This window comes from Amycolatopsis sp. PS_44_ISF1 (genome assembly GCF_032335455.1).
In the GTDB taxonomy this organism is placed as follows: domain Bacteria; phylum Actinomycetota; class Actinomycetes; order Mycobacteriales; family Pseudonocardiaceae; genus Amycolatopsis.
The window spans coordinates 295,602-319,551 of the sequence record NZ_JANUXO010000005.1 but is presented as its reverse complement, the minus strand read 5'-3'; the positions used below and the strand labels follow the sequence as shown (position 1 = coordinate 319,551).

Genomic DNA, 23,950 nt, shown 5'->3' with positions numbered 1-23,950 from the left:
CTCCACCGGCAATCAGACCAAGTCATCGCCGACTCCTCAGAGATGAATCGACCGAGACCCTGGCAACTTCATCCCAGCCGTCGAGTTCGTCACCGGGCAGTCCCGTGCTATCGCGCGCATGTTCGCTGCGGTTCGCCGGACCGCCAAGGTCGTACACCGTCGCGCCGGACTGGTAGTCGGCGATCAGCTGCTCGACTTGACCGGCGAGATGGGCGAATGCAGCTCGTGTGAACTCCCGTCGATGATGCGTTCTGCGGCCAACTTCGAGTCGGCCCGTCGCCGTGCCGACCTCATAGCCGAACACGCACCAGCCACGTACCCGCCGCAGGGCCATTAGTCCGCAAGCCGATGCGCCGGCGCCCTTCGGGGGCTGCGACCATGCTGCTGCGGGTTCGTCGAGGTTGTGTACTGCGGAAATCTCTGCCGTCGTGACAACGCATCGTTTACGAGACTTGGACGCGGGGACTGGACACTGCGGTGTCGGCGTCGTCCTCGACGGCGTCGTCCAGCTGGTCTGCGTCGTCGTAGGGCAGCGCGTACTGCAGCGTCAGCTCCGCCAGGTGCAGGATGAGCGGCAGCTTGAGGTCGTCGCGATAGTCGTCGGGGAGGCGCTGCTGGTGCAGGTACATCGCCCAGATCTCGGCCTCGTCGCCGTCCTGGAGACCAGCGACGGTGTACTCGAGAAGATCCGGGTTCCACGCGTTCTTGTTGGCCTTGATGACCGGTACGCCGGCATCGGTGATGTGCGGGGACAGCTTGCTGGCGTCGACGGCGATCGGGTGAGTGCTGGCCTTCTCGCTGGTGCTGTAGAAGACCCGACCGATCTCCCCCTCTGCTGCCTGCGGCGCCCAGAGGCCTTTCGACAGACCTCCCTTACCCCCGGGTTTCGGAGCCCACCACTGCGGTGTCTCGGCGCGCTCCCCCTCGGCGACGCGCACAATACGCAGGCGCTTACCCAGAAGTCCGAGTCGTTGCAGGGGTCCGCTGCCGATCTGAATTCTGTCGGCGACCAGCCCGTTGTTCTGCAGCCAGGGCCACCGGTTGCGGGTGTTCTGGGCGTGGACGACGAGGAGTGTCGGCACGCTGCGCATGGTCGAGAGGGTCTTCTTGATGAAGACCGCGACGGCCGCGGTTTGGTCGGCCTCGCTGGCCAGCTCGTGCGGGCGTACCCGGCCGGTCAGGTCTTTGAGCAAGTCAGGGTAGGGCACCCATTCGTCCATGTCTGCGGTGCGCCCCATGATGCAGTTCTGGCCGGGCCGGATCAGGACCGCGACGGGGGTGAACTGCGGTCGGCGATTGAGGCCGTCGGCGCGGCGCTTGACCATCCAGAAAGCCAGCTGGTTGAGCTGGTCGGGAATGGCTTGGCCGAGGGAGTGTTCCGGGACGAATCGCATGCCGACCTGCCGGAGTCCGTCGGACCAAGCCGCTGCAGCGCGGAACGCGGAGTCGTCCTCGTCATCGGTGGCCTCGGGGTCGCGGGGTCGGACGAACTGGCTGACCATGCCGGCGTCGACGCAACCGAGCCGGATGGCGAACTTCGGGTCTGTCGTGCGCTTGGTGAAGACGTCGAGCCCTTCGAGCTCGACGAACGCCAGTTGCGGTCGATCGGCACGCGCCTCTCTAAGCTCGGCGAGCATCGCCGCTACTGCCGTGCGGCGGTCGTTGATGGCGGTGTCGTGCTGCTCGCCGCGCCGAGGTGCCTTGTCGTCGGTGCCCAGTGGTGCTCCCAGCGCTCCCAGTGGCTGTGTATGCAGGGTCAGGGTGAGTTCTGGGGACTGCCAGGACCAGTGTTCGGGGCCGGCGTGGGTTCGGTGGGTGGAGAGCCCGAGATTGGTCTCGATGGCGTTGATCAGGTGTGTACGCATCGCGTCGGTCTGGTACAGCATCACGGCGGTGAGTCCGGATTCCCCGACTGCGGCTGCGGTCAGCGTTCGCCGCTTGTCAGCGTTGCGGCCGGTGATGCCGACATTGTGCGCCGCGACCTCAGCGAGTTTCAGCTCTGTGGCTTCCTTTGGGACGGAGGCGTTCGCTTCGAGCGTGCGGCGGGGGTTCTGTTTCTTGATCCCGCTGCGTTGCAGCGGTTGCAGGGCGACGAAGTCGGGGGCGAGGGCTTGGGCGGCCCATTCGGTCAGCCGGCGCCGTTCACTCGGCATCAGGCCGGCATTGACGCCGTGCCATCTCATCCTGGTGTGGAAAGCGACGGCTGCGGTGAGGTCGTCGCGGCCGTGGATCCACCTCTCCGGCTCTTTGGCGAACACGTCGGCTGCCGGCAGGTTCTCCACCGCGGAGATCGTGCTGAGGATGCCTTCGGGGCCACCGCGTTTCCACCCGATCTTGCCTGTCTTGTGATCCCACTCGAGGTGCGCCACGGCGAACCGGCCAGGTGAGGCTCCGCCAGCGACGAGGGAGTTCTTAGCCAGGAGGTAGGTCGCCACTCCGGCTCGTGCCGGCATGGACACCGGTCCGCTGACCCATCGGCGGATGCTGGTGCTGATGTGGATCCTCGGCGTCGGAGAGAACGGCACTGTGCGGAGATTGAGCCGGATGACGGCCGAGTAGAACCACACTCGCGTTCCACCGCCCTTGGCCCTCACGTGGTGCTCCAGTGGTGGCCAGGACATCAGCTCAGCGCCTTGCGCGCGCGTATCGACGGCCACGCGCCGGAAGGACAAGGCTTGTCCGCCGTGCTCGTAGGGCTGGAATTGCTCGATCCGTGCGGCCAGCATCTCCGGGACAAGGCGGAACAGCCTGTTCGCGGGGATGGCGGTGCCGCCATCGGACAAGGTCTGTTCGAGCAGGTCGATGTCGGTGGTCTTCCACTGCAGCGCATGGGTGTCGAGCGCGCGCACAGTGTCCCGGAACAGCGGGTAGGCCTCGGGACTGGGACGCAGAGCACGGAGCCAGGCGTTGATCAAGCTGCCCATCACCGGCTGCGGGTACGGGGCGTCGGCGTAGAGCCAGGGCTTGCTTTCGTCGAACGACGCTGAGGCATCGACGGTCATCAGGTCGGGTGCAACAGCGCGCATGACGGTGTTGAGGTTACTGATCGGAACGCTTTTGATCTTAGCCTGGGCAGCCTCGGACCTGCCGTGCCGGTAGAGATCGAGGATGGGCGTTCGCCATGCCGCGGGGAACGCGAGTGTGGAGAGGGTGGTGTGGAGCGGGCCGGAGTCGGGGTTGTGGACGAAGGCGGCGGTTTGGATGTTGTTGTAGGCCACAGGTGAGGTCTTCCTGCTCAGGGAGGTGGATGGTGGTTTAGCGGTCGATGCCGGTGAGCGCTCGGTGCAGCGGTTCATAGAGCGCGGTGACCAGGGACTTGTCGATGTCAGGAAGCGGTGAATCGTCGTCGAAGTAGGGGGCCAGGACCTCGCGCATGCTCTCGAGGAGGCTGGTGGCGGGAGTGTCGACAGCGTTGAGCCCGGCCTCGCGTGGTGAGAACGCCGCATCGACGAACACGACCCGTGCGGCGACGCCGCCTCGGACGAGGCGGCCGATGACCTGCCACATCACGACGAGCTGATCCCAGGTGAACGCCTCTTTCTCCTCGGGCGGAAGGCTGGTCCAGGACAGCTGGCGGGTGAGGAAGCGGTTCCACTTCCTGCGGGCTTCGCGGCGGAACGCGAGGCCGGCGAGGTCCGGCGTGCCGGCGGCGAGAGCGGCTTGGCGGAACTCCCCGCCTGGTCCGCGGACTTGCCGCACGGCCCAGTCGTTGATGGCCTGGATTGCCAGGGTGATGTCGTCAGGGCGGGGATGGGGCCTGGCCAGGAAGTACACACTGCCGATGGCGGCTTTGCCGCCGGGCACGACGATGTTGTGGCCCCGTTCGACTGCCAGCAGCGGTGCCACGAGGATGTCGCCTCCGGTGCCGGCGAAAGTCGCTACATCCCCGCGCCGCAGTGTCCCGACCGCGGAGTCACGCGGCAACGCAGTCCAGGCGTTGTCGAGATCGGCGTCGTCGGAGACCAGCTGAGTGATCCGACCGGCCCATTCGGGGATGGAATTGAGGTACTCGGCGGCCCATTTTGCTTCGGCGTAGCTGCCGACGAGCAGGAGGATCCTGCGGCGGTCAAGGTCGTCGATGTCGGCGAGTTCATCGTCGAACATGCTGGTAGAGCCAGCGAGGCTGCGGTCGGGAACGGCGAGCTGGTGCAGCATCTGGGTCAGGACCAGCGGCCGCCGCTCGGTACCACTGCCCGAGAGCCGCAGCGCGGTGGACGTCCCCGGCCAGTAGAGAAACTCTTTGCGAAAGTCGGTGTCCAGGACGGCCTGGACCTCCTCGGTGTGGGGCCGCAGAACTGCGCCGACGGGGGCCTGGATGTGGTAGCGGCTGGAGGTTCCTGCCCAGCTGGTCGCGGACATGAGCAGCACGTTCGGGCCCGGACGATTGTCGATGGCCGGCATCGAGGCCAACCCGAGAAGCAGTTCCCGGCCTACGCCCCCACAGCGGAAGAACCGAAGTTCACCGCTCTGGTCGCCGTCGCGATTACGGTCACCGAGCTGGAACTGGAAGCCCAGGACATTGCCCATGGGTGATTCGGGGAGAACCGGTTCGTAGTCCTTGGGTGGGCGGCGGGAGAGGACGTTGGAAGTGGCTTCGAGGTTGAGCGCGGCCTCGACGCGCTGCCAGAGGGTCGTCATGTGGTTGAGCCGGTGGTGCAGGGCTGCGAGCAGGAGGGTGAACTCGAAGCGGGTCGCATGGGTGTCGAGGTCGGCGACGACACGGGGATCGTCTTCGACCAGCGTGAGCAGCGCTGCGCGCAGGCGTTGCCGGGTGGTGGAGCCGCGGGGCGCGTGAAGCAGCTCAAGGGCGAGGTGGACCAGCTCGTTGATGGTCCCGGTGTCCTCGAAGTCGTCGTCGGCGAGTTCTTGGAGGGGTTCGTCGCGGAACCGGTCGAGGATCTGGTCGACCCTGGCAATGGCGCGTTCGCGTTCCTCTCGAGTCGTGCCCGCGGGCATGGCGTCGGCGGGAGCGTCGGCTTTGAGTTCAGGGAACCACGCGTTTATCAGCCATTGGTGCAGCGTCAGAGCGCTGAAGTAGTCCTCGGTGATCCACGTCCGCAGCGGTGGATCCTGGATCAGCAACGCGTAGAGGCGGTCTGTTGCGCTGCTGACGGTGTTGACGGCGTTGATCCAGTCGTCGACCTCACGCGCGGAGAGTTGCAGTCGTCCCTGCCGGGCGAGCTCGCCGACCTTGTGGCTGGCGACCTCGTCGAGCCAGGAGTTCGGCAATTTGCCGACGAGCGTGGTGGCAGGAGCGAATGCGGTATCGAGTTGCATCTGGACCCGGTCGGCTTCGTCGACGATGACGAGGTCGCTCAGGCGGCAGGCGAGTTCGAGGTAGCGCATCCGTTCGGCGTGCAGGTGCTGCGGGATGCCGCTGTGCACGAGGCCGGCGGGTGTGGCGACCCAGATCTGGGCATCGACGAGTGCGCGGGCAGCGTGGTGGCGTGGGCACTGGGTCCACAGCGGGCACGCATGACGTTTCGGCCGGGTCCCGTCCCTCTCCGAAGAGGCTGTGTCCTCTGGAGTGTCGGTCAAGGTGGCCGAGGCGGAGACCGGTGTGGTCTTCGCGACGGGGTAGAGCGACAGGCACGGGGCTTCCCCGATGCGCAGCGGCCGGGGCGCTTCCAGCCCACGTAGCGCGTCGAGGGGGCAGGCGCTGCTGAGATAGTCGAAGCTCGGGTCGTCGTGAGCGAGCATCGTGGGAGCGCCGGCAGTGGCGGTGCGCCGATGAAGCCGCTCGATGTTGCGTTCGCGGGTGGAGTGCCCCAGGATCGGCGCTGCGTCCACTCCGAGCTGGCGGAATTGCTGGACGACGGCGAGGGTGTCCGCGACGTCCCCGACGACGATGGTGATCCGCCGTCCGGTTTCGGTGGCGACCCAGAACGCGAGGATGTCGCGCAGGGTCGATTTTCCCGCGCCGACCATGCCCACCATGTTGAGCAGTCCGTCGATGCTCAGGATGTCGCTGTCGACGAATTTGCCTTTGCTGTCGTCGCGCAGCAGGAGTGTGACCCGGGCGAGCCGATTCGCCCAGTCGTGTTGCTTGCTGCCAGGGGTGCGGGCTTCGATGCCGTCCATCGTGGTCGCGGCGTGTTGGAGTTGCGTCCATGTGACGTCGATCGGGGCGCCGGCGCCCCGCGGTGGTGCGGTGAGGTCGTGCGGATGGGGCGCGGGGCCGGGCAGGAGGTCGTCGGTGAAGGTCACGGAGAATCGGCGGTCTCGGACTTGGAACTGGTACTCCCCTGCGCCGGCGATGGGCAGGGGTTTGCGTTCGAAGCGGGGTGCTGAGGTCAGGACTTCTTCGTAGGTGGTGAAGCGGCTGGCCGCCCGCGCTGGTGAGCGGCGTTGAGGCACGGAGTCGAGGTCGGTGAGTGCGTAGCCGCGCAGCTCGACGGGGACAGCGAGATAGGCCTCGACGGCGAGGCGCCATTCGCGGCGGCGGCGCATGTCCCAGAGGTAGTGGCGCGCCCGGTGGATACGGAATCGCTGGTTGTCGGCGCGGACGTCGCCGAAGGCCTCGCTGTAGGGGTAGCCGCCGAACAGTGTCCATGCATCTGCCGCGCAGCGGGTCGGCATGACGGTGGCGAGCAGATACAGCCCCAGTTCCACGTCGAGCAGATCGCCCGGGGTGAACGATGTCAGGTGGTCGGGCCATCGGTCAGTGAGCTGGGCGAGCAGCGGGCGGTGCCAGCGGCTGCGGTCACGCATGGGTCTGCCCTTCGGACGTGGCGGGGTCGGCGCAGGCTCGGCGGATCTTGCGCAGCTCTGTGCTGAGGCGTCGGAGGAACTCCTGGTCCGAAAGCAGCTGCACGCGGCCTCGGAGGGAGTCGGGGAGGTGGTGGGTGAAGATCCGGGTGTAGGCCTCGCGTTCGTCGAGGCGGTATTGAGGCACCACGAGGAATGCGCGGTCGAAGGGCGGGTCGGCGCGGAAGGGTTGTGTGCCGCGGCCGAGGAACGCGGGGTTGGCGCGGTCCTTGACGTCGATCGCCCAGACTTGCCGGTTCGGCAGGGTGATGCGCAGGTCGTAGGCGTCGAAGTTCGGCCACATGTCGGGCATGAGTTTTTTGCTCGTCAAGGCGGTCTCGAGGTCGACTTCGGCGAGGCCTGGGCCGGTGATGAACATGCGGAGTGGGCGGGTGAGCTGGTAGACCCCGCCACTGCGTGCGGGGTCCAGGGTGCGTCCGACGACGGGGCGGGTGTCTCGGCGGCACCGGTCGAGCTCGCAGCGGTATCCGCCGTGCTCGAGCGGTACGAGCAGGCAATGGCAGCGCGCGCATTGCGCGTAGACCCCGTCGCGCAGGTACGCAGCCGACGCTGGTTCGTAGGATCTCTTGATCGTCTCGACGAGCAGGCTCAAGTCCAGGTCCTCGCCCAGGAGTGCGCGTTCGGTCCCGGTCAGGACAGGTCGGGTGATGAGCAGGCGGCGGAACGCGCTGTAGGACTCAGGGGCCTTCGCGACGCGGCATTCGCCGATGGCGCCGAGCATGAGCTGGTTCTCGAACTGCTCGGCGGCGGGATCGGGTGCGGAGACGACCCATTCCAGGCATTGCTGTGTGGGCGCGTGGGTGCCGGCGTCGACGAGGTACCCGTCGGATGCCTCAAGCTCGTCGGGCAGTCCGAGGGGCCAGTCCCGTAGCGGTTTGTGCGCTGCCCAGCGCGCCATGCCGGGGATGCTGGCGGGCGGGGTGACGCCTTGACTCAGGCAGCGCAGGACGAGGTGGTTGAACGCGCCCTGGACGGTGTCGTCGTAGACGGGGTTGCGCGGGGCGTGTTGCCGGGACAGGGTGACGACGGCGGTCGCGATCATCCGCACCAGCGTCTCCCCGTCGAAGAACGCAATACCCGCGGCGGGGCTGGGTCTGACCATCAGAGGTCGTCTCCCTCACTAGACGGACCCGGGCCGGGAAAGCTCGGGCACCATCTAGATACCGGACACCACCGACAGTTTCGGCCCGGCCGGGCGTCGAAGGTCTCGTCGTCGCGCCATGGCTGGGCCAGCTCACGCAGGACTGTGCGGGCTTTGGCGACACGTTCGGGGTCCGTGGGGTCGATCCAGTCGATGTCGGGGCCGGTGGGGCGTAGTACTTCCAGCTCGATGCGGGAGCTGGTGGTGTCCCCGCCCAGGACGCCCTCGGCCAGGAACGACACCGCGAGCGCGAGCTGCGGGAACTCATCGAGCAGGTCGGTGTGGAACCAGCGTCGTTTCTGGGTGGTCTTGACTTCCCGCCACACCCAGGCGCCGTCGTCGAGGTAGAGCATGTCGGGCTTGGCGATGACCACGGCGTGTGCTGCGGTGTCGTGCACAGTGAGGCGTGGTTCGATTCGCACCTCGGTAACGGTGTCGTTGTGGCGTAGGGCGCACACGTCTGGGTGGTGGCGTAGCATCTGTGCGCCGATTCGCGCGTGTTCGCCGCTGACTGTCCATCGGCCGGCTGACCAGGGCTCGTCCCCGGTCGGCATCGCGTCGCGGTCGCACGGTGCCCCGCTGGTGTGGAGGTTCTCCAGCCAGGCATGGACGGCTTGGCCGAGGACGGCTTCGTCGCTGTATTCGCCGTCGCGAGGCAGGTGTACCGACCGCAGGTGTGCTTGTGCTGGGCACGTGCGGTAGTAGCGCAGGTCGCTGGCCGACACGACGCGTTGTGGTGCTCGTTTAGCCGGGAGGCCGAGTACTCCGGGGATCCGCGGCAGTGTGGTGCAACTGGTCAGTTGCTTGCACTCGGGGCAGGACGATCCGGGGTGCGCGGGGCCGCCCTCGGCGATACGTTGGATCTGCGTACGTCCGTGGGAGGCGAAGAAGGTTTCCGCGTCTGCGGGGGTGCCGTCGAACCGGACGACCTCGGAGCCGTCGAGAAGGCCGACATCGACGATCCGGACGTGGTCGATGTTCTGGTGGGCGCCGGTCTGAAACCTTGTCGACCAGGGATCGGGCCACGGAGCGGGGGCGCCGAACGCCGCGGAGAACGCGGCGATCGCGACCTGGGTGAGGTCACGTGGCCGGGAGCTGGCGTCACCGAAGCGCAGGAGTCTGAGTTCGCGGTGGCGTCCGTCTGCGGATTGGTAGCGGCGTCCCCAGGCGTAGAGCTCCCAGGTGCGGGTCTGGGCTTTCTGGACCACCCACCAGTCGCGGACAGGCGTCAGCACGGTGGCGGTGGATGCGGCGGCGTCGAGGTAGGAGCGGACGGCGTGGCGGGCGAAGGTCACGGTGCCCGGATGGCAGGGCTTGCCGGCAGTGCCGATCTCGGCGAGCGCCTTATCGAGATCCCAGTGATCGAGTTCGAAGCGGTTGAGCGCTGTCATCACCGGGTCGAGCGCGAAGGTCTCCAGGCGAGGCCGGAGGCTGTTGACACGGGTGCGGGGTCTGATCTGGGGCCGGACTTTGACGCCGGTGAAGGAGGGGCAGTTCAGGTCGTCGTCGCCTACCGCGCCAGTACCGATGCGAATGAGGTCCGCGCTTCCTGCCATACCGGGTGGAATATTCCATTGTTGCGTTGTCACGAAGCTCCTCACTTTTCGCCGCATGCGCGGGTGAGGTTCAGGTGACGTCCACTCGCGGTGTTCTCGGACGTTAATATTTGACGTGCCGGGCGCCTAAGGTTTGGCCCGACGGTCACCCTTTCGGCGGCGTATCGGCGGTACGAGTACAACATGCGGATTCCCTTCGACGGTGTTGATGTGTGGCGGTCCGTCCCCCGTGCCGGACCGCCAGGACAGACCATTCGCTGTGAACCGTGAACAAACCTGCTGCAAACCTGGAATGCTCTGGTCACGGCTCCGCGCGGAGTCGCCGGACAAGGGAGGTCGCACACTCATGCCGGTGGAGTTCCGCATCCTCGGTGCCACCGACGTGGTCCTCGACGGGGAGCATGTCGAGGTGGGTCACGCGCGTCAGCGCAGCGTCCTGGCTGCGCTGCTGGTCGACGCGAATCGGCCGGTCAGCGTTGCCCAGCTCGTCGATCGGGTGTGGGGCGAGTTCGCCCCACACCGGCCTGTTGACGCGCTGTACAGCTACGTCTCACGACTGAAGCGCGCCCTTGCCGGTATCGGCGAGATGTCAATTGTGAAGGACCGCGGGTACTCACTACGTGTGGATCCTCTCCGCGTAGACCTGCATAGGTTCGACGATCTCGTCACGCACGCCGCCAGAAGTGATGACCACCGCGCCTTGGAGCTACTCGACGAGGCGTTGTCGTTGTGGCGAGGCCCGATGCCGAGCGAACCTGACACTGAGTGGTTCACTGAGATGCGAGGACGGGCACAGCGGCGATACCACGCGGCGATGCTGGACCGCAACGACTTGGCACTGCGGATTCCTGGGCAATCAGTGTCGCTGGCTGCTCTCGCTGCCCAGATCGATGAGCATTCGTTGGACGAGCGGCTAGCTGGCCAGTGGATGCTCGCCCTGGACCGCAGTGGTAGCCGAGCCCGAGCGCTGGAGCACTACGCACAGCTGCGCCGCCGCCTTGTCGACGAGCTGGGTACTGATCCCAGCCCGGCGCTGCAGCTCCTCCATCAGCGAATCCTCACCAGCGACGCCGACGCACCTGCGCTAGCGACCATCAGGTCGCAGCCAGCCCTTGCCACGGCCCCCAGGATGTTGCCCGCCCAGCCACGGTCCTTCACTGGCCGCGAGGAGTACGTCCAGCAGCTTGTGCACGGGCCGCTGGGGGGTCTCGACGAAGATGACTACGGGCAGGCCATGACCGGTGTGTGCACAATCGACGGCATGCCCGGAGTCGGCAAGACCGCACTCGCGGTACACATAGCTCACCAGATAGCACACCGATTTCGAGACGGGCAGTTCTTCCTCAACCTCCAGGCACACACTCCGGGCCAGGAACCACTCGATACCGCAGACGCGTTGAGCGCCCTGCTGACCGCGGCGGGGCTCGAGCCAGAGGCGATCCCTGCGGATCTGGCCAGCCGCTCCGCGGTGTGGCGGCAACTCATGGCCGACAAGGCCATCTTGGTGGTCCTGGACAACGCAGCCGACCACCGCCACGTACAGCCGCTTCTGCCTGCCTCGGTCGCGTCGTTAGTGCTGATCACCAGCCGCCGACGCCTCGAGGCCATTGAGGATGCCGAATCCCTTTCTCTTGACGTCTTGTCGCCGGCCGATGCCCATGACCTCTTCAAACGGGTATCACGGACACGCGAGGACGATTCGGAGCTGATACTCGTACTCGTCGAAATTTGCGGATACCTACCGCTGGCCATCACGCTCCTGGCCGGCCGCCTGCGCCACCACTCGACATGGACTCTGCGCTACCTCACCGACAAGGTGGCCAACACACGGGACAGACTCACCGAACTGCGCGCGGAGAACCTCGACGTCGCGACCGCATTCGATCTCTCCTACCAGAGTCTGTCCCCCAGTTTGCAGCGACTATTCCGACGCTTCGGAACGCATCCAGGCGCCGATATCGATATCTACGCCGCCGCGGCGCTAAACGACACTGACGTCTCGACAACTGCCAGCCAGCTCGATACCCTGTACACGGACCACCTCATCGAGGAACCAGCGCCTGGGCGATACCGGTGTCATGACCTTGTCCGGCACTTCGCCCAGACGCTAGCAACGCAGTATGACTCGGGGACCGATCGCGATCATGCAGTCGATCGGGTCGTCGCGTACTACCTTCATGCGTGCGCTCGGGCCAATCGACACTTTCCTACTTCTCTCACGCCCCTGCCGCCCATAACCGATTCGACATCCTTCTCTGTACCTGAAATTTCAACCCCTCAAGGTGCACACCACTGGCTAGAGGCCGACTACAACAACATAGCTTCCTGCATAAGCAATGCGTCACGGCGGAGCAACCTGATCAACCTCGTCGCAGTCTCAGGATTCCTGTTTCCATTCCTCCGAACTCGCGGCCTGTGGCGACTCGCACTAACACTGCACGAAGCAGCGCTCTCCATGACACATACCTCAGGGGATGCAGCGAGTGAAGCCTTGGTCCTGAATCGACTTGGCCATACACAGGTCTTGATCGATGACTACCCAGGAGCCATAGATAGCTTCAGTCGCGCGCAGCGACTTTTTGCCCATCTTGACGACACGGCAGGCCAAGCCCTGACATTGCATCAATTGGGCCGAATGCGCTATCTTGCGGGAAGCGTTGAAAGCGCAACCGAAATCCTCACCAAGTCTTACGACCTATACGCCAAATTAGAAAACCGAAGAGGGATGGCGCATGCACAGGTAGACATCGGTCAAGTCCACTACCTAACTGGTCACTACACCCTGGCAGTGGAGCAACTCACCGAAGCCCACCAGATCGCCATCTCTATTAACGATCGACTTTGCGAAGCCTTGGCACTCAACAATATCGGACACGCCCACTACCTCACCGGAGAGCGCCAGCTTGCGAAAATCGAGCTAAATCGAGCTTATTCTATATTTACCGATCTTCGAGACAAGATTGGCCAGGCGCAAACCCTGATCGACATCGGGCAACTGCAGTGCGCGGATGGCGAATATTCAATGTCGCTTGAGACATTGCTCGCAGCTAAAGATATGTTCATTGACCTGAACAACGACCTGGGTCTTGCACACAGCCTGTACCAGCTCGGTGAACTTCATCGCAAGTCGGGGAAGCTGGATCCAGCCAGGGAAGTCCTCCGACGCGCGTACGACTTATACCTTCAGCTGGGGAATTCGATCGGGATAGCCGAGTCGCTCAACAGCCTTGGCGAACTTGCGATTACCAGCTCTCCTTCTCGCGAAACCCTCAAGCTGCATCGCGAGGCTCTCAGCCATGCGCGACACTCAGGCTTGCGGGCCGAAGAGGCCCGAGCCCTCCAGGGGATCGGGCGGCATATCGCTATCCTGGAAGGAACCAGTCGCGCCTTGGACCATCTCTCTCAAGCCAAAGTGAGCCACCGTAAAATTAAAGACGAGATTACCGAAGCGAAACGCACACGCCAACTTCATGGCCGCGCAGCACTGAGAACCTCAATTATGTAGTTCGTCATACAGTTACCAATTCCGACATGCAAGGCCCGCCTACAAGCGGACATTTAGGCGGCTCGGTCAGCCCGTACCGCGAGTGGCAGGCCGCTCGCTGCGGTGGCGGCCTGATGCGCTAGCATTGATGCCGAGCCGGGACCGCGACGCCGTTCTTCCCTACAAGCAGACCTTTGGCAGTCAAGACAGTCACCCCTCCTACCACCCCAGACCACGCGCGTCGGGTCTTTCAGCTCGGCGAGCAGCCTCCGGGCGACGATGCCACGGCACCGAACGCGACTTCCCCATATCGAAGAACTCCGCCCTCACCCTACTACCTAGTGTCGCGCGTCTGAGGTTCGTTGACGGGTGGTGTGGGGCAGGATCTCGTCTGAGGTTGTCCCTTTGAGCCGGACACTCTGATCCCAGACAGCGTTCTGGGGAAGGATGTGCCCGTGTCAGGCAAGTCGAAGTATCCCGGGCAGTTCCGCAGGGACGCGGTCGAGCTGGCCCGCTCTTCGGACCGACCGTTGCGGCAGGTGGCCCGCGAGCTGGGCGTCACCCACGAGACCCTGCGCAACTGGGTCCGCACCGCTGAACGCACCCCGGCCGAGCCCGGCGGCACCGCGGGCCGGGGGGAGTTGCTGGCGCTGCGCAAGCGGGTGGCGGAACTGGAGCTGGAGAAGGACATCTTGCGCAAGGCAGCCGCCTATTGTGCCAAGGAGATGGGTCGTTGACCCGCAGCTACCGGTTCATCTCCGAACACCGTGCCTTCTTCAGCGTCACCCGGCTGTGCAGAGCCCTGGGCATGCGACGTCCAGGTTTCTGCGAATGGCTTGCCGCCGCCCCGGCCAGGCAGGCACGCGTCGCCGACGACGAACGCCTGGCCGAGGAGATCACCGAGGTCCACGCCGGTCACCGGGGCGCCTACGGCCGTCCGCGGGTCACCGCCGAACTGCATCGACGAGGCCGACAGGACAACCACAAACGCGTCGGGCGGATCATGCGGGAACGCCGGGTCATCGGTCTCACCCGACGCCGCCGCCGATCACTGACCAGGCAAGACCCTGTGGCGGCACCGACGCCGGACCTCATCGGCCGAGACTTCACCGCCCCAGCACCGGGCCGGCGACTGGTCGGCGACATCACCTATCTGCCCACCCAGCAGGGATGGCTCTACCTCGCCACCGTGATCGACCTGCACACCCGCGAGGTCGTCGGCCACGCGATGGCCGGCCACATTCGCGCCGACCTGGTCCGCGACGCGATCATTCTCACGGTCCGACGTGGCCTGACCTGTCCGGACCCGGTCTTCCACGCCGACCGCGGACCGCAATACACCTCTCAGCGGTTCCGTTCCACGCTTGCCGAATACGGCATACGCCCCTCGACGGGCCGGGTCCGGATCATGTTTCGACAACACGGTCGCGGAATCGTTCTTTGCCACACCCAAGACCGAAATCAGGACCACCATCTGGTCCACCCGCGACGAGGCCCGACAAGCAGTGTTCGCCTACCTCGGCTATGACAACCAACACCGCCTACATTTAACACTCGGCTATCGTCAAAACCTCGCCCCCGCAACATGAAACCCGGCGTCCGGTTATCGGGAGCAACCTCAACACTCGCGCAGCACCGCGTAGCCGTATGACGCCATCACCGAGTGGAAGTGAAGCACGCGTTGACAATTTGACATACAACTTCTCGGTGCGTCGACTACCTGGCGAATGCTCGATTGATCGGCAGCTGAGGGAAGCGCGGCCACAAGTTGATCACCGTCGGCGAAGTAGGCCGCAGAGGTATCCGGCACTCAACTGGGCGCCTCTGCGTTTGCGTTCTTGCGGTGACGGTCGCGGTCCCCGGAGGATCGGCACGGCTCGGCGAGATCAGGCCACAGCGAGCTCCCGCCACCGAGTATGCGGTGCATCAGCTGGACGGTCAGTGACCGCCTTCTCCCAGCGGGTCTGAAGTCCAGCGATAAGCCGCGCCTCCATGGCGGCAGCAACGTGGGAATAGGTCTCCCGGACCTTATCCCCGAGAATGTGCCCTAGGCGGAGGGCTTGGGCGATCTCGGCGATGCCGTCGTCGATCATCCAGGTCTTGTGGCTGTGCCGTAGGCCGTGGAAGGTCAGGCCTGGCTTGACAGGCAGGAGCCGTACTTCAGGGTTTGGGATACGGGCGTTGCCGTCTGCCGCTGGGCGGAACGCTCGGCGGGAGAAGTTGCTGCGCCGGTGCAGCTGCTTTTGCGGGGTGACGAATACGTGCGGGTGCTGGTGGCTGAGCAGGTGTGCTCTGAGCATGATGACCAGGAACGTTGGCAAGGTGATCTCCCGGGCTGACTCCTCGGTCTTCAGTGGTCCCAGGTACAGGTCGCCCTTGTTCGGCTCGTGCAGTGCACCGACGTCGGGATCCAGGATCATCACGCCCGTGTTGTCGTCGAACAGGTGGAGGTTGTGCCGCTGCAGCCCGATGAGCTCGCCCCAGCGTGCGCCTGTCCACGCCGCCGTCACCACCAGCACGGCTCCCTCTGGCCCGTACCTCAATGCGACCTGGTCTGCCACGGCCAGCACTTCGCCGGGTTCGGCCCACACCTTCCGGGGCGTGCGTTTGTACGCTCGTCGGCGGCGGCCCCGGCGGCGTGGCTGGATCGGGTTCGCGCCAATGAACTCGCCCACCGCGTCGGACAGCATGAGGGAGAAGCACTTGATGATGCTGTCGACTGTGGTCTTGGCGAGCTTCGCCGCCCGCAGTGTCTTCTCCCATCCCCGGACCGCGAGGTTGGTGACTGCGTCCAGCGCTGTCGTTCCCCACTTCGGGACGATGTGCTTGTTGATGAAGCATTGGTAGTTCTCTTCGGTCCTCTGGTCGATGTCGAGCGAGTCCAGCCACTTGGGCGCGTACTCCGCGACTGTGGTCTGGCCGGCGAACGGATCGATCCAGGTTCCTTTCCGCTGGCTCACGATCATCTCGTCGATGTGGTCGTTCGCGTCGGCCTGCGAGGCGAAACCAGGAAGCGACGCGACCGATCCGTCTTCACGACGGAACCGGACGCGCCAGCTCCCCTGACCGCTTGGTTCAACCCATGGCATCATGAACTCCTTCGCTGTGGTGTGGGGGTCATCAGTAGGGCGACGTCCATGGACGCTCCGCTGCGGACAGAGGGGAAGCACCGGCCACGAAGAACCTCGTGGCGGAGGGAAAAAGCCTCGAGCGTCATCGCGTAGTGTTTCGGCGCGTGCGACGTGATCGTCCGCTGCCGCGCCCTGCACGCGTGGCACCAGAACGCTGTCCGGCAGCGACGATCTCTTCCAGGTCGGCATGGGAAAATCGCAGATGCTTACCGACGTAGGTGCGCGGGATCGACTGCGTCCCCGCTTTGCGCCGTAACCAGGACTCGCCTATGGCGAGAAGCTCAGCCGCTTGCGAGGGCGTGTAGAGCAGCTGTGTACTCGGCGGCTGGACGCTCCGGTCAAACGAGGCGTCGCAGGATTCGTGGCTTCGCTGGTAGTCGCCAATGCGGGTTGTCAACGGGATCCCACGTGCGATCATGTCAGTTCCTTCCGAGAGCAACCGACATTTGCCTTCTCGGTTACCGGACCGCCGCCACGATGTCCCCGGCGTACAAGGTGATGTGGAATCTGCTGCATGCTGGTCGTGGGGTTCTGGGCTGCCCAGAACAGGGCCGACGTGATCAGGGCGCGGTGCACGGGCTGGTCGGAGGGCACCCGCTGCTCGACGGGACCGAAGGCGCCGTGTTCATCGCGGGTGCCGGTGGGCTGGTAGTCGGCGTACTTGATGTTGGTCAGGACCGCGATCACCGCTGCGGGCGGCCAGGCGGTGTGGATTCCGGGCGGTGGGTAGCGGCCGGGGTCGGCGTCGACGCGGGCGGTGAGGTGCTCGACCGAGAGGCCGGTGACCTCGCGCCAGTAGAAGATGTCCTGCACCACCGCGGCGTGGCGCGGGTTCGGGGTCAGGCGGGTGCGGGGAGTTCCGCGTCGGCTCTGTACCCCGGCCTCGGTCATCGTGGTGTAGCCATATGGCGGGTGGTGAACGTTCCAGCCTTTGCGGATCAGGACGGCGATCGCCTCGGCCGACCGCCGCGTCACCGGATGCCGGGCAGGCTGGACAGGGCAGGGCCCGTAGCGAGTGAGTGCCCGGGTCGGTGGCCGCTGGTACCACAGCCGGAGACGGTGGCGGGCTGTGCGGACCCAGCGGCGCACCCGCGTGGCGAGGTGGCGAGGTGGCGAGTCCTGCTGTGTGTGGGCATGGCGAAGGGCCCCTTCGGCAAGTTGAGCAGAGAGAATCTGAGCGGCGGGTGGAGCGTGGCGCTCCAGGGCGGGATCGGTGGTGTCCTCGCACCCCGGAGCGTCACGAGTTCAGCGGCGCGAGCGAGTACCGCTGCGCCGACCGCGCTCGGTGGCCAAGGTCCGGGCGGCACGAGGCGGGTGCGTCGAACCACCGCGCGCCGGGGCCGGTCGGCCCGCGCGGTCCTTCGTGTGCCATGTCGTGCTGGCCGGCGGGTGGCAGCATGGACGGTGCAGGTGGGTCAGGTCGTCCAGCAGGAGGCGGAGGGCGTGCGCGGCTTGCTGGGGCATGACGCCGTTGCCCAGGGCGCGCAGTTGCGCGGTGCGGGGCAGGTCGAGGTACGCGGCCGTGCTCCAGCCCGGGGGCAGGCCCATGAGCCACTCGACGAACGGCGGCGCGAGCACGGGACGTCCGTGCCGCCCGGGCTGGGTCGGGTAGGGCGCCGGCCTGCCGGTGGCGAGTTCCCAGCGGTGCACGGCGGCGGCGTACTCCCCCCAGTCCACAAGGCCGGACTCACCGCGTGCGGCGCGGCGAACGCGCGATACGCGTGCCACGATCACTCGCCTCCTTCCGCACCCGGGTTGTCGGCGTGGGCGTGGTGACGGCGATGACGACCGAGGGCAGCATCAGGTCGCCCTTCGAGCCGCGCTGCGCGGGGCAGCCTTTTGTCCCGTCGGTCGCACGCGGGGTAGGCAGGAGTCGTAACGTGTCCAAGAGGGACGGGCCTCCTTGTCGTGTGGCAGCGGAGATTCCGTTGGAAGAACCGTCGTGCGCGGTCGGTGTCGGCAGCAGGGCCCCAAGCTCCCGGGGAAAGACAGCTACGAAGCCCCCCCCCCCCCCCGAGTTTGCGTTGCTGCGCAACACGTTGCGTCCGTCGGTGTTGGCGGCGTGCTGAGCGTGCGGACGCGGTCGGGCAGAGACGGTCCTCCGTCGTGGGTATCGTGGGAGCAGTTCTTCGCGTCCGACGCGGTCGGAGTCGGCAGCAGACGTACCGAGTCGGTCAGCGTGACACACCCGGCCGGAATCGGCCGGCCCAGATTGCGCTCGGTCTGGATCGCCGACGACCGGGAGTCCGCCGCCGTCGGCGTCGGCAACAGCTGCGCCGCCCGGCTCACCGATTCGACCGCGTCGTTGAGGTTCACCTGATGCCCGCCCGCGCGCCGCCGCGCCGGGTCGACCGGTCCGCGCGGTTCCCCGTCGCGGGCCTGCGGGGTCGGCATCATCCGCATCCCGTCCCGGCTGGGGGACGGCACACAGGAACACCCGCTCACGCCGGTGGGCGGCGCCGATGTCGGCGGCTCGTACGCAACGCCAGACCGCGTCATACCCCGCTTCGGCCAGCCCTGCGAGTACACGGTCGAGGCCGCCGTTTTTCCAGCGGAGGGCGGCGACATTCTCCACGACGACGAGGCGGGGTCGAAGTACGCGAATGGCGTCCAGGACGCTGCTCCACAATCCACTGCGCGCGCCTTTCTCGATACCCGCGCGCCGACCGGCCGCGGAGATGTCCTGACAGGGAAAACCCGCGGTGAGCACCTCGACCGGCTGCACGGAGGTGAAGTCGACCGCGCGTAGGTCGCCAAGGTTCGCCACGCCCGGTACGCGGGCGGCGAGGATCGTGGCGGCGTGCGGGTCGACTTCGCAGTACCAGGCGATCCGGCCGCCGAGCACGGCCGCGACCCCGAGGTCGAGACCGGCCAGCCCGGTACACAAGGACCCGATCACCGGGCCCTCGGTCGCGACGAACTGCAAAGGACCGTGTCCCACGGCGATCTCGCGCGCAGGGTCAGGGTAAGGTGAGTTCATCGCCCGCCCCCCTAGCTGGTGGAAGACAACCGCACGCGGTGCTGCGTGCCTGTCGCAGTGGCACCGAGCCGGTCTGCACGGAGACCTCGTGGTCGGTCGCTGTTCGGCGCTGCCGCTCCTGCCGTGGCCGTTTCGTGACGACCGCGCAGCGGTGACGGGCTGCGGCGCGGTCAGCGGCGGCGGGGCGGCGGTATCGGGCGTTCCATCCGCAGTCCGTGCATCGTGCTTGAGCGCTCATGACAGCCGCTCCTGACCGTCCTGCGCGGAGGGCTCTGGGGTGGCGGTGGGCTCGAGCGGGCGGCGCAGCACGATGACGTCCTCGTGGGCGATCAGGTGCAGCGGCAAGCCGTGCTCGCGCTGTTTGCGGATGAAGTCCCGCTGGAAAAAGCTGCCCCGGACGACGAGATCGTCCTCCGCGACGCGGGCCAGCAGCGCGACGCACCGTTCCACCGGCACCAGTCCGGCGGCCCGGCCGCAGGCGACGATCTGGGAGGGCAGGTCGATCAGCTCGGAGTGCTCGCGCCACGGCCGCACGGTGATCGCGACGTGCCCGCCCGGGCGCAGCACGGCCGCGCACCCGGTCAGGATGCGGGTGAACCCCGCCAGCAATCGGTGGTGGCCGACGTTGGCCAGGTTGCCCCGGTCCAGGGCGGAGCCGTAGCGGTGGTGGTACTTACGCACCTTCCCGTCGTCCGAGTCGGTGGTGGCGGTGACGACCTGCCCGTGGGTGGAGGGCCCGTAGGGCGGTGAGGTGAGCACCAGCGCGACCTGGCCCCGGTATTTCTCGGGCAGCAGGAACGGCAGCTGTCGCGCGTCGCCGTGCACGACGTCCGCCTCGTGGTCGTGACCGCGTTCCCGGGCCAGCTCAAGGTTCGCGCGGGCGACGGCGACCCAGTGCGGCTCGTACTCCACCCCGACCGCCCGGCGCCTGGCGTCGATCGCTTCCACCAGCGTGGTGCCGGACCCGGCCATCGGGTCGAGCACCAGCTCCCCGGGACGGGTGTAGACGCGGATGGCGTGTGCGGCCACGGCCGGGAGCATCTTCGCCGGATGCGCAGTCGAGTCGGCCGTGTAGCGGCCCTTGCGCTGCGCGGCCGGGGAGGTCTGCGCGGTCGCCCACACCGACAGCGGCAACTCACCGAACGCAGTCCCGCAGGTTGTGCCGGCCGGGGAAGCCGGGACGTCTGCGGACTGGGGTAGCGGCTCTGCCGTGGTGCCGGCGGCGTCGAGGGCGTCGATGAGCGCGCGCGAGATCGGCACGGTCGGCTCATCGACGCCACGAGCGGCGGGACCGGTCGCAGCGGTGGTGGTCGATGCCAGGGAATGCTGGTGGGACATGAGCGTGGCGCCTTTCGCAGCAGTGGGGGCGGCCGGCGGAGAAGCGGCTGGGCGCGGCGAGAGCGGGGTCACCGGCCACCGCCGATACCAGGCGTGTCGCCGGTCATCGCGGTTGCCCGGCCACTCGCGGGTGGCGGCGCGCCGGGATCGGTGGGCTGCGCGAAGATGAGGACATCGCCGTGCGCGCGCAGGTGCGGGGCAGGCAGGCCGCGCACCGCCGCGCGCTGCCGGGCACGGTCGTACTCGGCGGCCACCGCTGCGCCCGGCGCGGCGCGCAGACGGCCCTGTTCGACGGGGGTGTGCAAGGCGACGATGTGCTGCAGGTAGAGCAGATCGGCGTGCTGGCAAGCGGCCACGATCGCGCCGGTCGGATCGGCCAGCGTCCCCTGTGTCCAGTCACTGTGGGTGTACACCGCGACGATGCCGCCACGGCGCAGCGTGCCCGCCGCCAGCAGCGCGAGCCGGTCCAGCGGCACGGTCTCGGCGGCGTGGGCGGGCAGGGATACGAGCACCAGATTCACGCCCCCGCCGAGCCCCGGTACCGGTCCGCCCGCGCGGTCGGGGGCGCCGGTGCGCTCGGGGATCGACGGTGCCCCGGCGAGGGCCGCGCACGGGTCGGCCGCGTCGGTGACAAGCCTCGCCCAGAACGGCCGCGACGCCCTGGCGGAATCCTCCGCGCGCGTGTCGAAGGTGATCGTGGCGGCAGTGCGGTCGAGCGCCTGGACCGCCTCCCGCGCCGCCGCCACCGACGCCTCATGGTCCGTCGGGGCGCCGCCAACTTCGGGGCTCGTGGCCGTGGCCGGTGAGGGATCGACGTCGACCAGGACGACGTGCGCGCCGGGGCTGGTGAACGCCCCGGTGATCGTCTCGACGATCGGCACCGGCCACGGTGCGTGGGCGTCGATCGGCTCGGGTCCGCAGGTCCACACGGTGGCCGGGGTCGGCACTGTTGGCGAGGACGGCGGGCGTCGGCGCGACGGGGCCGGCGGGCCCTCGGGGCGCGCGGGCGCGCGGGTGTTCGCCGCGGTGGTTCGGGTGCGGGCTCCGGGGTAGGGAGCGCGGTCGCCGCCGCGCCGGGTCCGGGGCGGGCGAGCCGAGTCCGTCCGGCGGCCCGGACGGCCGTCCGGGGACTGCGCGCGCTGGGTCATGAGAAGCCTCCTCAGGCGAGGCCACCGGTGCGGGGCCGGCGGTCGATGCGATCACCGGCTAACTCCGCAAAAAGCGCTGTTTGGAGACACCCGAACCCAGAAAATTCACAAACTTCCACGATTGTGGTTCGACGAATCCGACTACGCCTAGTCGAAACGCAGAGGAATAGTCAGGTTTTGCCGATTGGTGAAGGAATCGCGAAATTACTCGCGAAATCTCCGACGAAAAGACCAACACCCATCCCGCCGCCCGGGCTGCCAGCCGAGGCCGTTGAGGCGCCCCTTGGTTACCGACTCAATGCCGAGCATCATTCCAGCTCAAAGGCATACTTCGCGGCGCCCCGCGAGCGCAGCCGACCGACCCGGAGCCCACGGTTGCCGACGTCCAGGACCGTGCAGCCGATTGCATTTGAGGCGCTTTTGATGCGATTCAGAGACGTTTCGGATGCGGTTTTGAGGCGTTTCCGAGGCGCCTCAGATGAGTTCCTGACGGCAGCACTGAATCTGCCTTCATCAGGAGTGGTCACCATGGACGTGTCGTTGCCGGAAACCGATTCCGGGTCAGGCGTTTTCTCCCTTCGCCGCAGCGGTGGTCACGCCGGGGAAGGCGGGGTGTTCGACGTGGCCGCCGGCACCTTCGAGTGGCTGGTGACCGGCCCACATCCCGTGTGCGTGGACGGCGCCTCGATCCTCGGGCTGCCCGCGCGCCCGGTACCGCTGGACGAGCTCGGGGCGCTGCTGCTGGCCACGGGCTGCACTCAGGCCACCCGGGACGCGGCGTGGACTTACCTGATCACCCGGGCGCGCGCGGAGGGCAGCACGTGGACGATGGCGTGCGTCGGGCTGGCGATGCCGGTCCTGCTGCCCGTCGCCGCGCAGCTGACCAACCGGTTCCGCGGCGACAAGCACGACATCCACGCCGCCGTCCTGACGGGGTTCCTCCACGGGCTCGGCGAGGTAGATCTGGCCCCGCCGGCGATCCTGGTCCGGCTGCGCTGGGCGGCCTACCGCGCTGGCTACATCGCGCTGCGCGAAGCCCTCGACGCACCGGCGCCCGTTGAGGACTCCGGGTTCCGCTCCGCCCCGCCGCACCGCCCGGGCGGGCACCCCGACCTCGTGCTCGTGACCGCCGTGCGCGCGAGCGTCATCACGACCGACGAGGCCGCGCTGATCTCGGCCACCCGCTTCGGGGAACTGTCGCTGATCGAGGCCGCACGCGCGCGCGGCCAGTCCTACAGGACGACCCAGCAGGCCCGCCATCGCGCCGAGCAGCGCCTGGCCCGCCACCTGACCGAACCGGCCGACGACACCGCCACTCCGGCGCCGGGCGCCAGCGGTCGCGGCCATCTGCGCGGGCCCCGGCATCCGGCTGTGCGGCTCTCCCCGACCCATCGCATGCGGTTACGCACCGTCACACGCGTGAGCCCAGGATTGGCCAAGAAATTCGTCCGGCCGGTGTCTCCGAACGGCCTGGAATCCGGAGTTAGCGCACGCGGGAGCCGGCTGCTCGCACACCCAATTCCCCGCCGCCGCTCGACCATCCCCGCCGAACATCCTGCGCCCGTCCAGGAGGCCCGCTCATGCGACTGATCCCGCCCCGCCGCCGTCTGCACTCGGCGCCCTCACGCCGCCACGGTTCCCCGGACCTCGCTCTGCCGCGGCGACTGGTACCTCCCCGACCCGCGACCGCGCCTACGCGCCGCGCCGGGAGTCGCTGCGCGCGCCGCGCCGGCACGGGCTTACCCGCGCGGCGGCGGCCACGGCGGGACGCGGACCGCCGCCGTGCCGTGCTGCTGCTGGGGTGGCTGGTCGTCGCCGGGCTGCTGGTGTCCTCGTCGGTCGCGCGGGCGGAGACCGTCCAGGTCCTCGCGCTCGCCAAGAGCGTCGACGAGGTCCTCACCAACATCCGCAACTGGATCATGGGGATTCTCGCCGCGGTCGCCGCGGTGTTTCTGACCATCGGCGGCCTGCGTTACGTGATGGCCGCCGGTGATCCCGGGGAGATCGAGAAGGCCAAAGGCAGCTTCAAGTCCGCCGGCATCGGCATCCTGCTCGCCGCCCTCGCCCCGCTGGTGGTCGAGATCCTCCGGGGCATCGTCGGAGGGTTCCAGTGAACCCGCACCACCCCACGCCCTCCGCCCTGCTGCCCGGACCAGCCCATCGTTGTACGGCGATGCCTGTGGCGTGTCCTGCGCAGACCATTGCGCCGGGCCGTACCTGTGCGGGTTCCGGCACCGGTGACGGCCAGAGGCTCGCGGTCGGCGCACCCACCGCCCCGGCGAGGCGCCGGTGCGGACGCGGCCCCTGGATGCCGCCACGGCGGTGGGCTCGCGCGCTCACGGTGCTGGTGCCGCTGCTGGTGGCCGTCACTGGACTCTCGCTCACAGCCTCAGCTGCCCCCGGG

At 67.4% G+C, this 23,950-nt stretch carries 17 protein-coding genes and 2 pseudogenes; 7 read left to right on the top strand and 12 right to left on the bottom strand.

Annotation, left to right across the window (positions count from 1 at the left end):
• Positions 1 to 22: 22 nt before the first annotated feature.
• The 5 genes from NYF13_RS34930 to NYF13_RS34910 all read right to left on the bottom strand — a co-directional run bounded on the left by NYF13_RS34930 (position 23) and on the right by NYF13_RS34910 (position 9,465).
• Entirely contained in the window at positions 23 to 304 is a 282-nt protein-coding gene (locus tag NYF13_RS34930; RefSeq protein WP_315662346.1) for a hypothetical protein, read from the bottom strand.
• 139 nt (positions 305 to 443) lie between these two features.
• The gene (locus tag NYF13_RS34925; protein WP_315662345.1) at positions 444 to 3,218 is read right to left on the bottom strand and encodes a pPIWI_RE module domain-containing protein; all 2,775 of its coding nucleotides are present in this window, start codon (positions 3,216 to 3,218) and stop codon (positions 444 to 446) included.
• A gap of 37 nt (positions 3,219 to 3,255) precedes the next feature.
• Entirely contained in the window at positions 3,256 to 6,711 is a 3,456-nt protein-coding gene (locus tag NYF13_RS34920; protein WP_315662343.1) for a hypothetical protein, read from the bottom strand.
• Complete coding sequence (locus tag NYF13_RS34915) at positions 6,704 to 7,870, bottom strand: hypothetical protein (protein WP_315662341.1); 1,167 nt, start codon at positions 7,868 to 7,870, stop codon at positions 6,704 to 6,706. The genes NYF13_RS34920 and NYF13_RS34915 overlap by 8 nt, the downstream gene beginning before the upstream one ends.
• Complete coding sequence (locus NYF13_RS34910) at positions 7,870 to 9,465, bottom strand: PD-(D/E)XK nuclease family protein (protein ID WP_315662340.1); 1,596 nt, start codon at positions 9,463 to 9,465, stop codon at positions 7,870 to 7,872. The genes NYF13_RS34915 and NYF13_RS34910 overlap by 1 nt, the downstream gene beginning before the upstream one ends.
• 352 nt (positions 9,466 to 9,817) lie before the next feature.
• On the opposite strand from NYF13_RS34910, the gene NYF13_RS34905 reads away from it, so the two are divergent.
• The 4 genes and pseudogenes from NYF13_RS34905 (at position 9,818) to NYF13_RS36875 (ending at position 14,538) form a co-directional block, all read left to right on the top strand.
• A complete protein-coding gene (locus NYF13_RS34905) occupies positions 9,818 to 12,970 on the top strand; it encodes a BTAD domain-containing putative transcriptional regulator (protein ID WP_315662339.1) in 3,153 nt (1,050 codons plus the stop codon).
• Positions 12,971 to 13,404: 434 nt separating this feature from the next.
• Positions 13,405 to 13,686 carry a transposase gene (locus NYF13_RS34900; protein WP_315662338.1) on the top strand — a complete coding sequence of 94 codons (282 nt, stop codon included), beginning with the start codon at positions 13,405 to 13,407 and terminating at the stop codon, positions 13,684 to 13,686.
• A pseudogene (locus NYF13_RS34895) lies at positions 13,662 to 14,339 on the top strand (IS3 family transposase); the annotation flags it as partial. The gene NYF13_RS34900 and the pseudogene NYF13_RS34895, both read left to right, overlap by 25 nt.
• Positions 14,314 to 14,538 (top strand): integrase core domain-containing protein, encoded by a 225-nt coding sequence (locus tag NYF13_RS36875; protein WP_396287842.1) that lies wholly within the window; start codon positions 14,314 to 14,316, stop codon positions 14,536 to 14,538. The pseudogene NYF13_RS34895 and the gene NYF13_RS36875, both read left to right, overlap by 26 nt.
• Before the next feature lie 297 nt (positions 14,539 to 14,835).
• Here the strand turns inward: NYF13_RS36875 and NYF13_RS34890 are convergent, their stop codons facing one another.
• The 4 genes from NYF13_RS34890 to NYF13_RS34875 form a co-directional block, all read right to left on the bottom strand.
• Positions 14,836 to 16,038: a tyrosine-type recombinase/integrase gene (locus NYF13_RS34890; protein ID WP_315662334.1), complete on the bottom strand. Its 1,203-nt coding sequence runs from the start codon at positions 16,036 to 16,038 to the stop codon at positions 14,836 to 14,838.
• A 124-nt stretch (positions 16,039 to 16,162) separates the two neighbouring features.
• Positions 16,163 to 16,498: a helix-turn-helix domain-containing protein gene (locus tag NYF13_RS34885; RefSeq protein ID WP_315662333.1), complete on the bottom strand. Its 336-nt coding sequence runs from the start codon at positions 16,496 to 16,498 to the stop codon at positions 16,163 to 16,165.
• Positions 16,495 to 17,055: a hypothetical protein gene (locus NYF13_RS34880; protein ID WP_315662332.1), complete on the bottom strand. Its 561-nt coding sequence runs from the start codon at positions 17,053 to 17,055 to the stop codon at positions 16,495 to 16,497. Before NYF13_RS34880 ends, NYF13_RS34885 begins: the two co-directional genes overlap by 4 nt.
• 270 nt (positions 17,056 to 17,325) lie before the next feature.
• The gene (locus tag NYF13_RS34875) at positions 17,326 to 17,808 is read right to left on the bottom strand and encodes a hypothetical protein (RefSeq protein WP_315662331.1); all 483 of its coding nucleotides are present in this window, start codon (positions 17,806 to 17,808) and stop codon (positions 17,326 to 17,328) included.
• Positions 17,809 to 18,259: 451 nt separating this feature from the next.
• Here NYF13_RS34875 and NYF13_RS34870 point away from each other — a divergent pair, with 451 nt between their 5' ends.
• On the top strand, positions 18,260 to 18,400 hold the full coding sequence (locus tag NYF13_RS34870; RefSeq protein ID WP_315662513.1) for a hypothetical protein: 141 nt from the start codon (positions 18,260 to 18,262) through the stop codon (positions 18,398 to 18,400).
• Between the two features lie 159 nt (positions 18,401 to 18,559).
• On the opposite strand, the pseudogene NYF13_RS34865 reads toward NYF13_RS34870, so the two are convergent.
• From NYF13_RS34865 to NYF13_RS34855, 3 genes and pseudogenes are all read right to left on the bottom strand, one after another.
• Positions 18,560 to 19,060 (bottom strand): annotated as a pseudogene (locus tag NYF13_RS34865) (DNA cytosine methyltransferase); the annotation flags it as partial.
• 234 nt (positions 19,061 to 19,294) lie between these two features.
• Positions 19,295 to 20,398, bottom strand: coding sequence for a DNA methyltransferase (locus tag NYF13_RS34860; RefSeq protein ID WP_315662330.1), 1,104 nt, complete (start codon positions 20,396 to 20,398; stop codon positions 19,295 to 19,297).
• 68 nt (positions 20,399 to 20,466) lie between these two features.
• Positions 20,467 to 21,546, bottom strand: coding sequence for a hypothetical protein (locus tag NYF13_RS34855; RefSeq protein WP_315662328.1), 1,080 nt, complete (start codon positions 21,544 to 21,546; stop codon positions 20,467 to 20,469).
• Between the two features lie 393 nt (positions 21,547 to 21,939).
• On the opposite strand from NYF13_RS34855, the gene NYF13_RS34850 reads away from it, so the two are divergent.
• Together NYF13_RS34850 and NYF13_RS34845 are read left to right on the top strand one after the other, a co-directional pair.
• Positions 21,940 to 23,136 carry a sigma-70 family RNA polymerase sigma factor gene (locus tag NYF13_RS34850; protein ID WP_315662326.1) on the top strand — a complete coding sequence of 399 codons (1,197 nt, stop codon included), beginning with the start codon at positions 21,940 to 21,942 and terminating at the stop codon, positions 23,134 to 23,136.
• Positions 23,137 to 23,333: 197 nt separating this feature from the next.
• Complete coding sequence (locus NYF13_RS34845) at positions 23,334 to 23,660, top strand: pilin (RefSeq protein WP_315662325.1); 327 nt, start codon at positions 23,334 to 23,336, stop codon at positions 23,658 to 23,660.
• Positions 23,661 to 23,950 lie beyond the last annotated feature (290 nt).

Coding starts and splice junctions, on each gene's coding strand:
- NYF13_RS34920 (WP_315662343.1), bottom strand. CDS start 6,711: ATGCGTGACCGCAGCCGCTGGCACCGCCCGCTGCTCGCCCAGCTCACT.
- NYF13_RS34915 (WP_315662341.1), bottom strand. CDS start 7,870: ATGGTCAGACCCAGCCCCGCCGCGGGTATTGCGTTCTTCGACGGGGAG.
- NYF13_RS34910 (WP_315662340.1), bottom strand. CDS start 9,465: ATGGCAGGAAGCGCGGACCTCATTCGCATCGGTACTGGCGCGGTAGGC.
- NYF13_RS34890 (WP_315662334.1), bottom strand. CDS start 16,038: ATGCCATGGGTTGAACCAAGCGGTCAGGGGAGCTGGCGCGTCCGGTTC.
- NYF13_RS34885 (WP_315662333.1), bottom strand. CDS start 16,498: ATGATCGCACGTGGGATCCCGTTGACAACCCGCATTGGCGACTACCAG.
- NYF13_RS34860 (WP_315662330.1), bottom strand. CDS start 20,398: ATGTCCCACCAGCATTCCCTGGCATCGACCACCACCGCTGCGACCGGT.
- NYF13_RS34855 (WP_315662328.1), bottom strand. CDS start 21,546: ATGACCCAGCGCGCGCAGTCCCCGGACGGCCGTCCGGGCCGCCGGACG.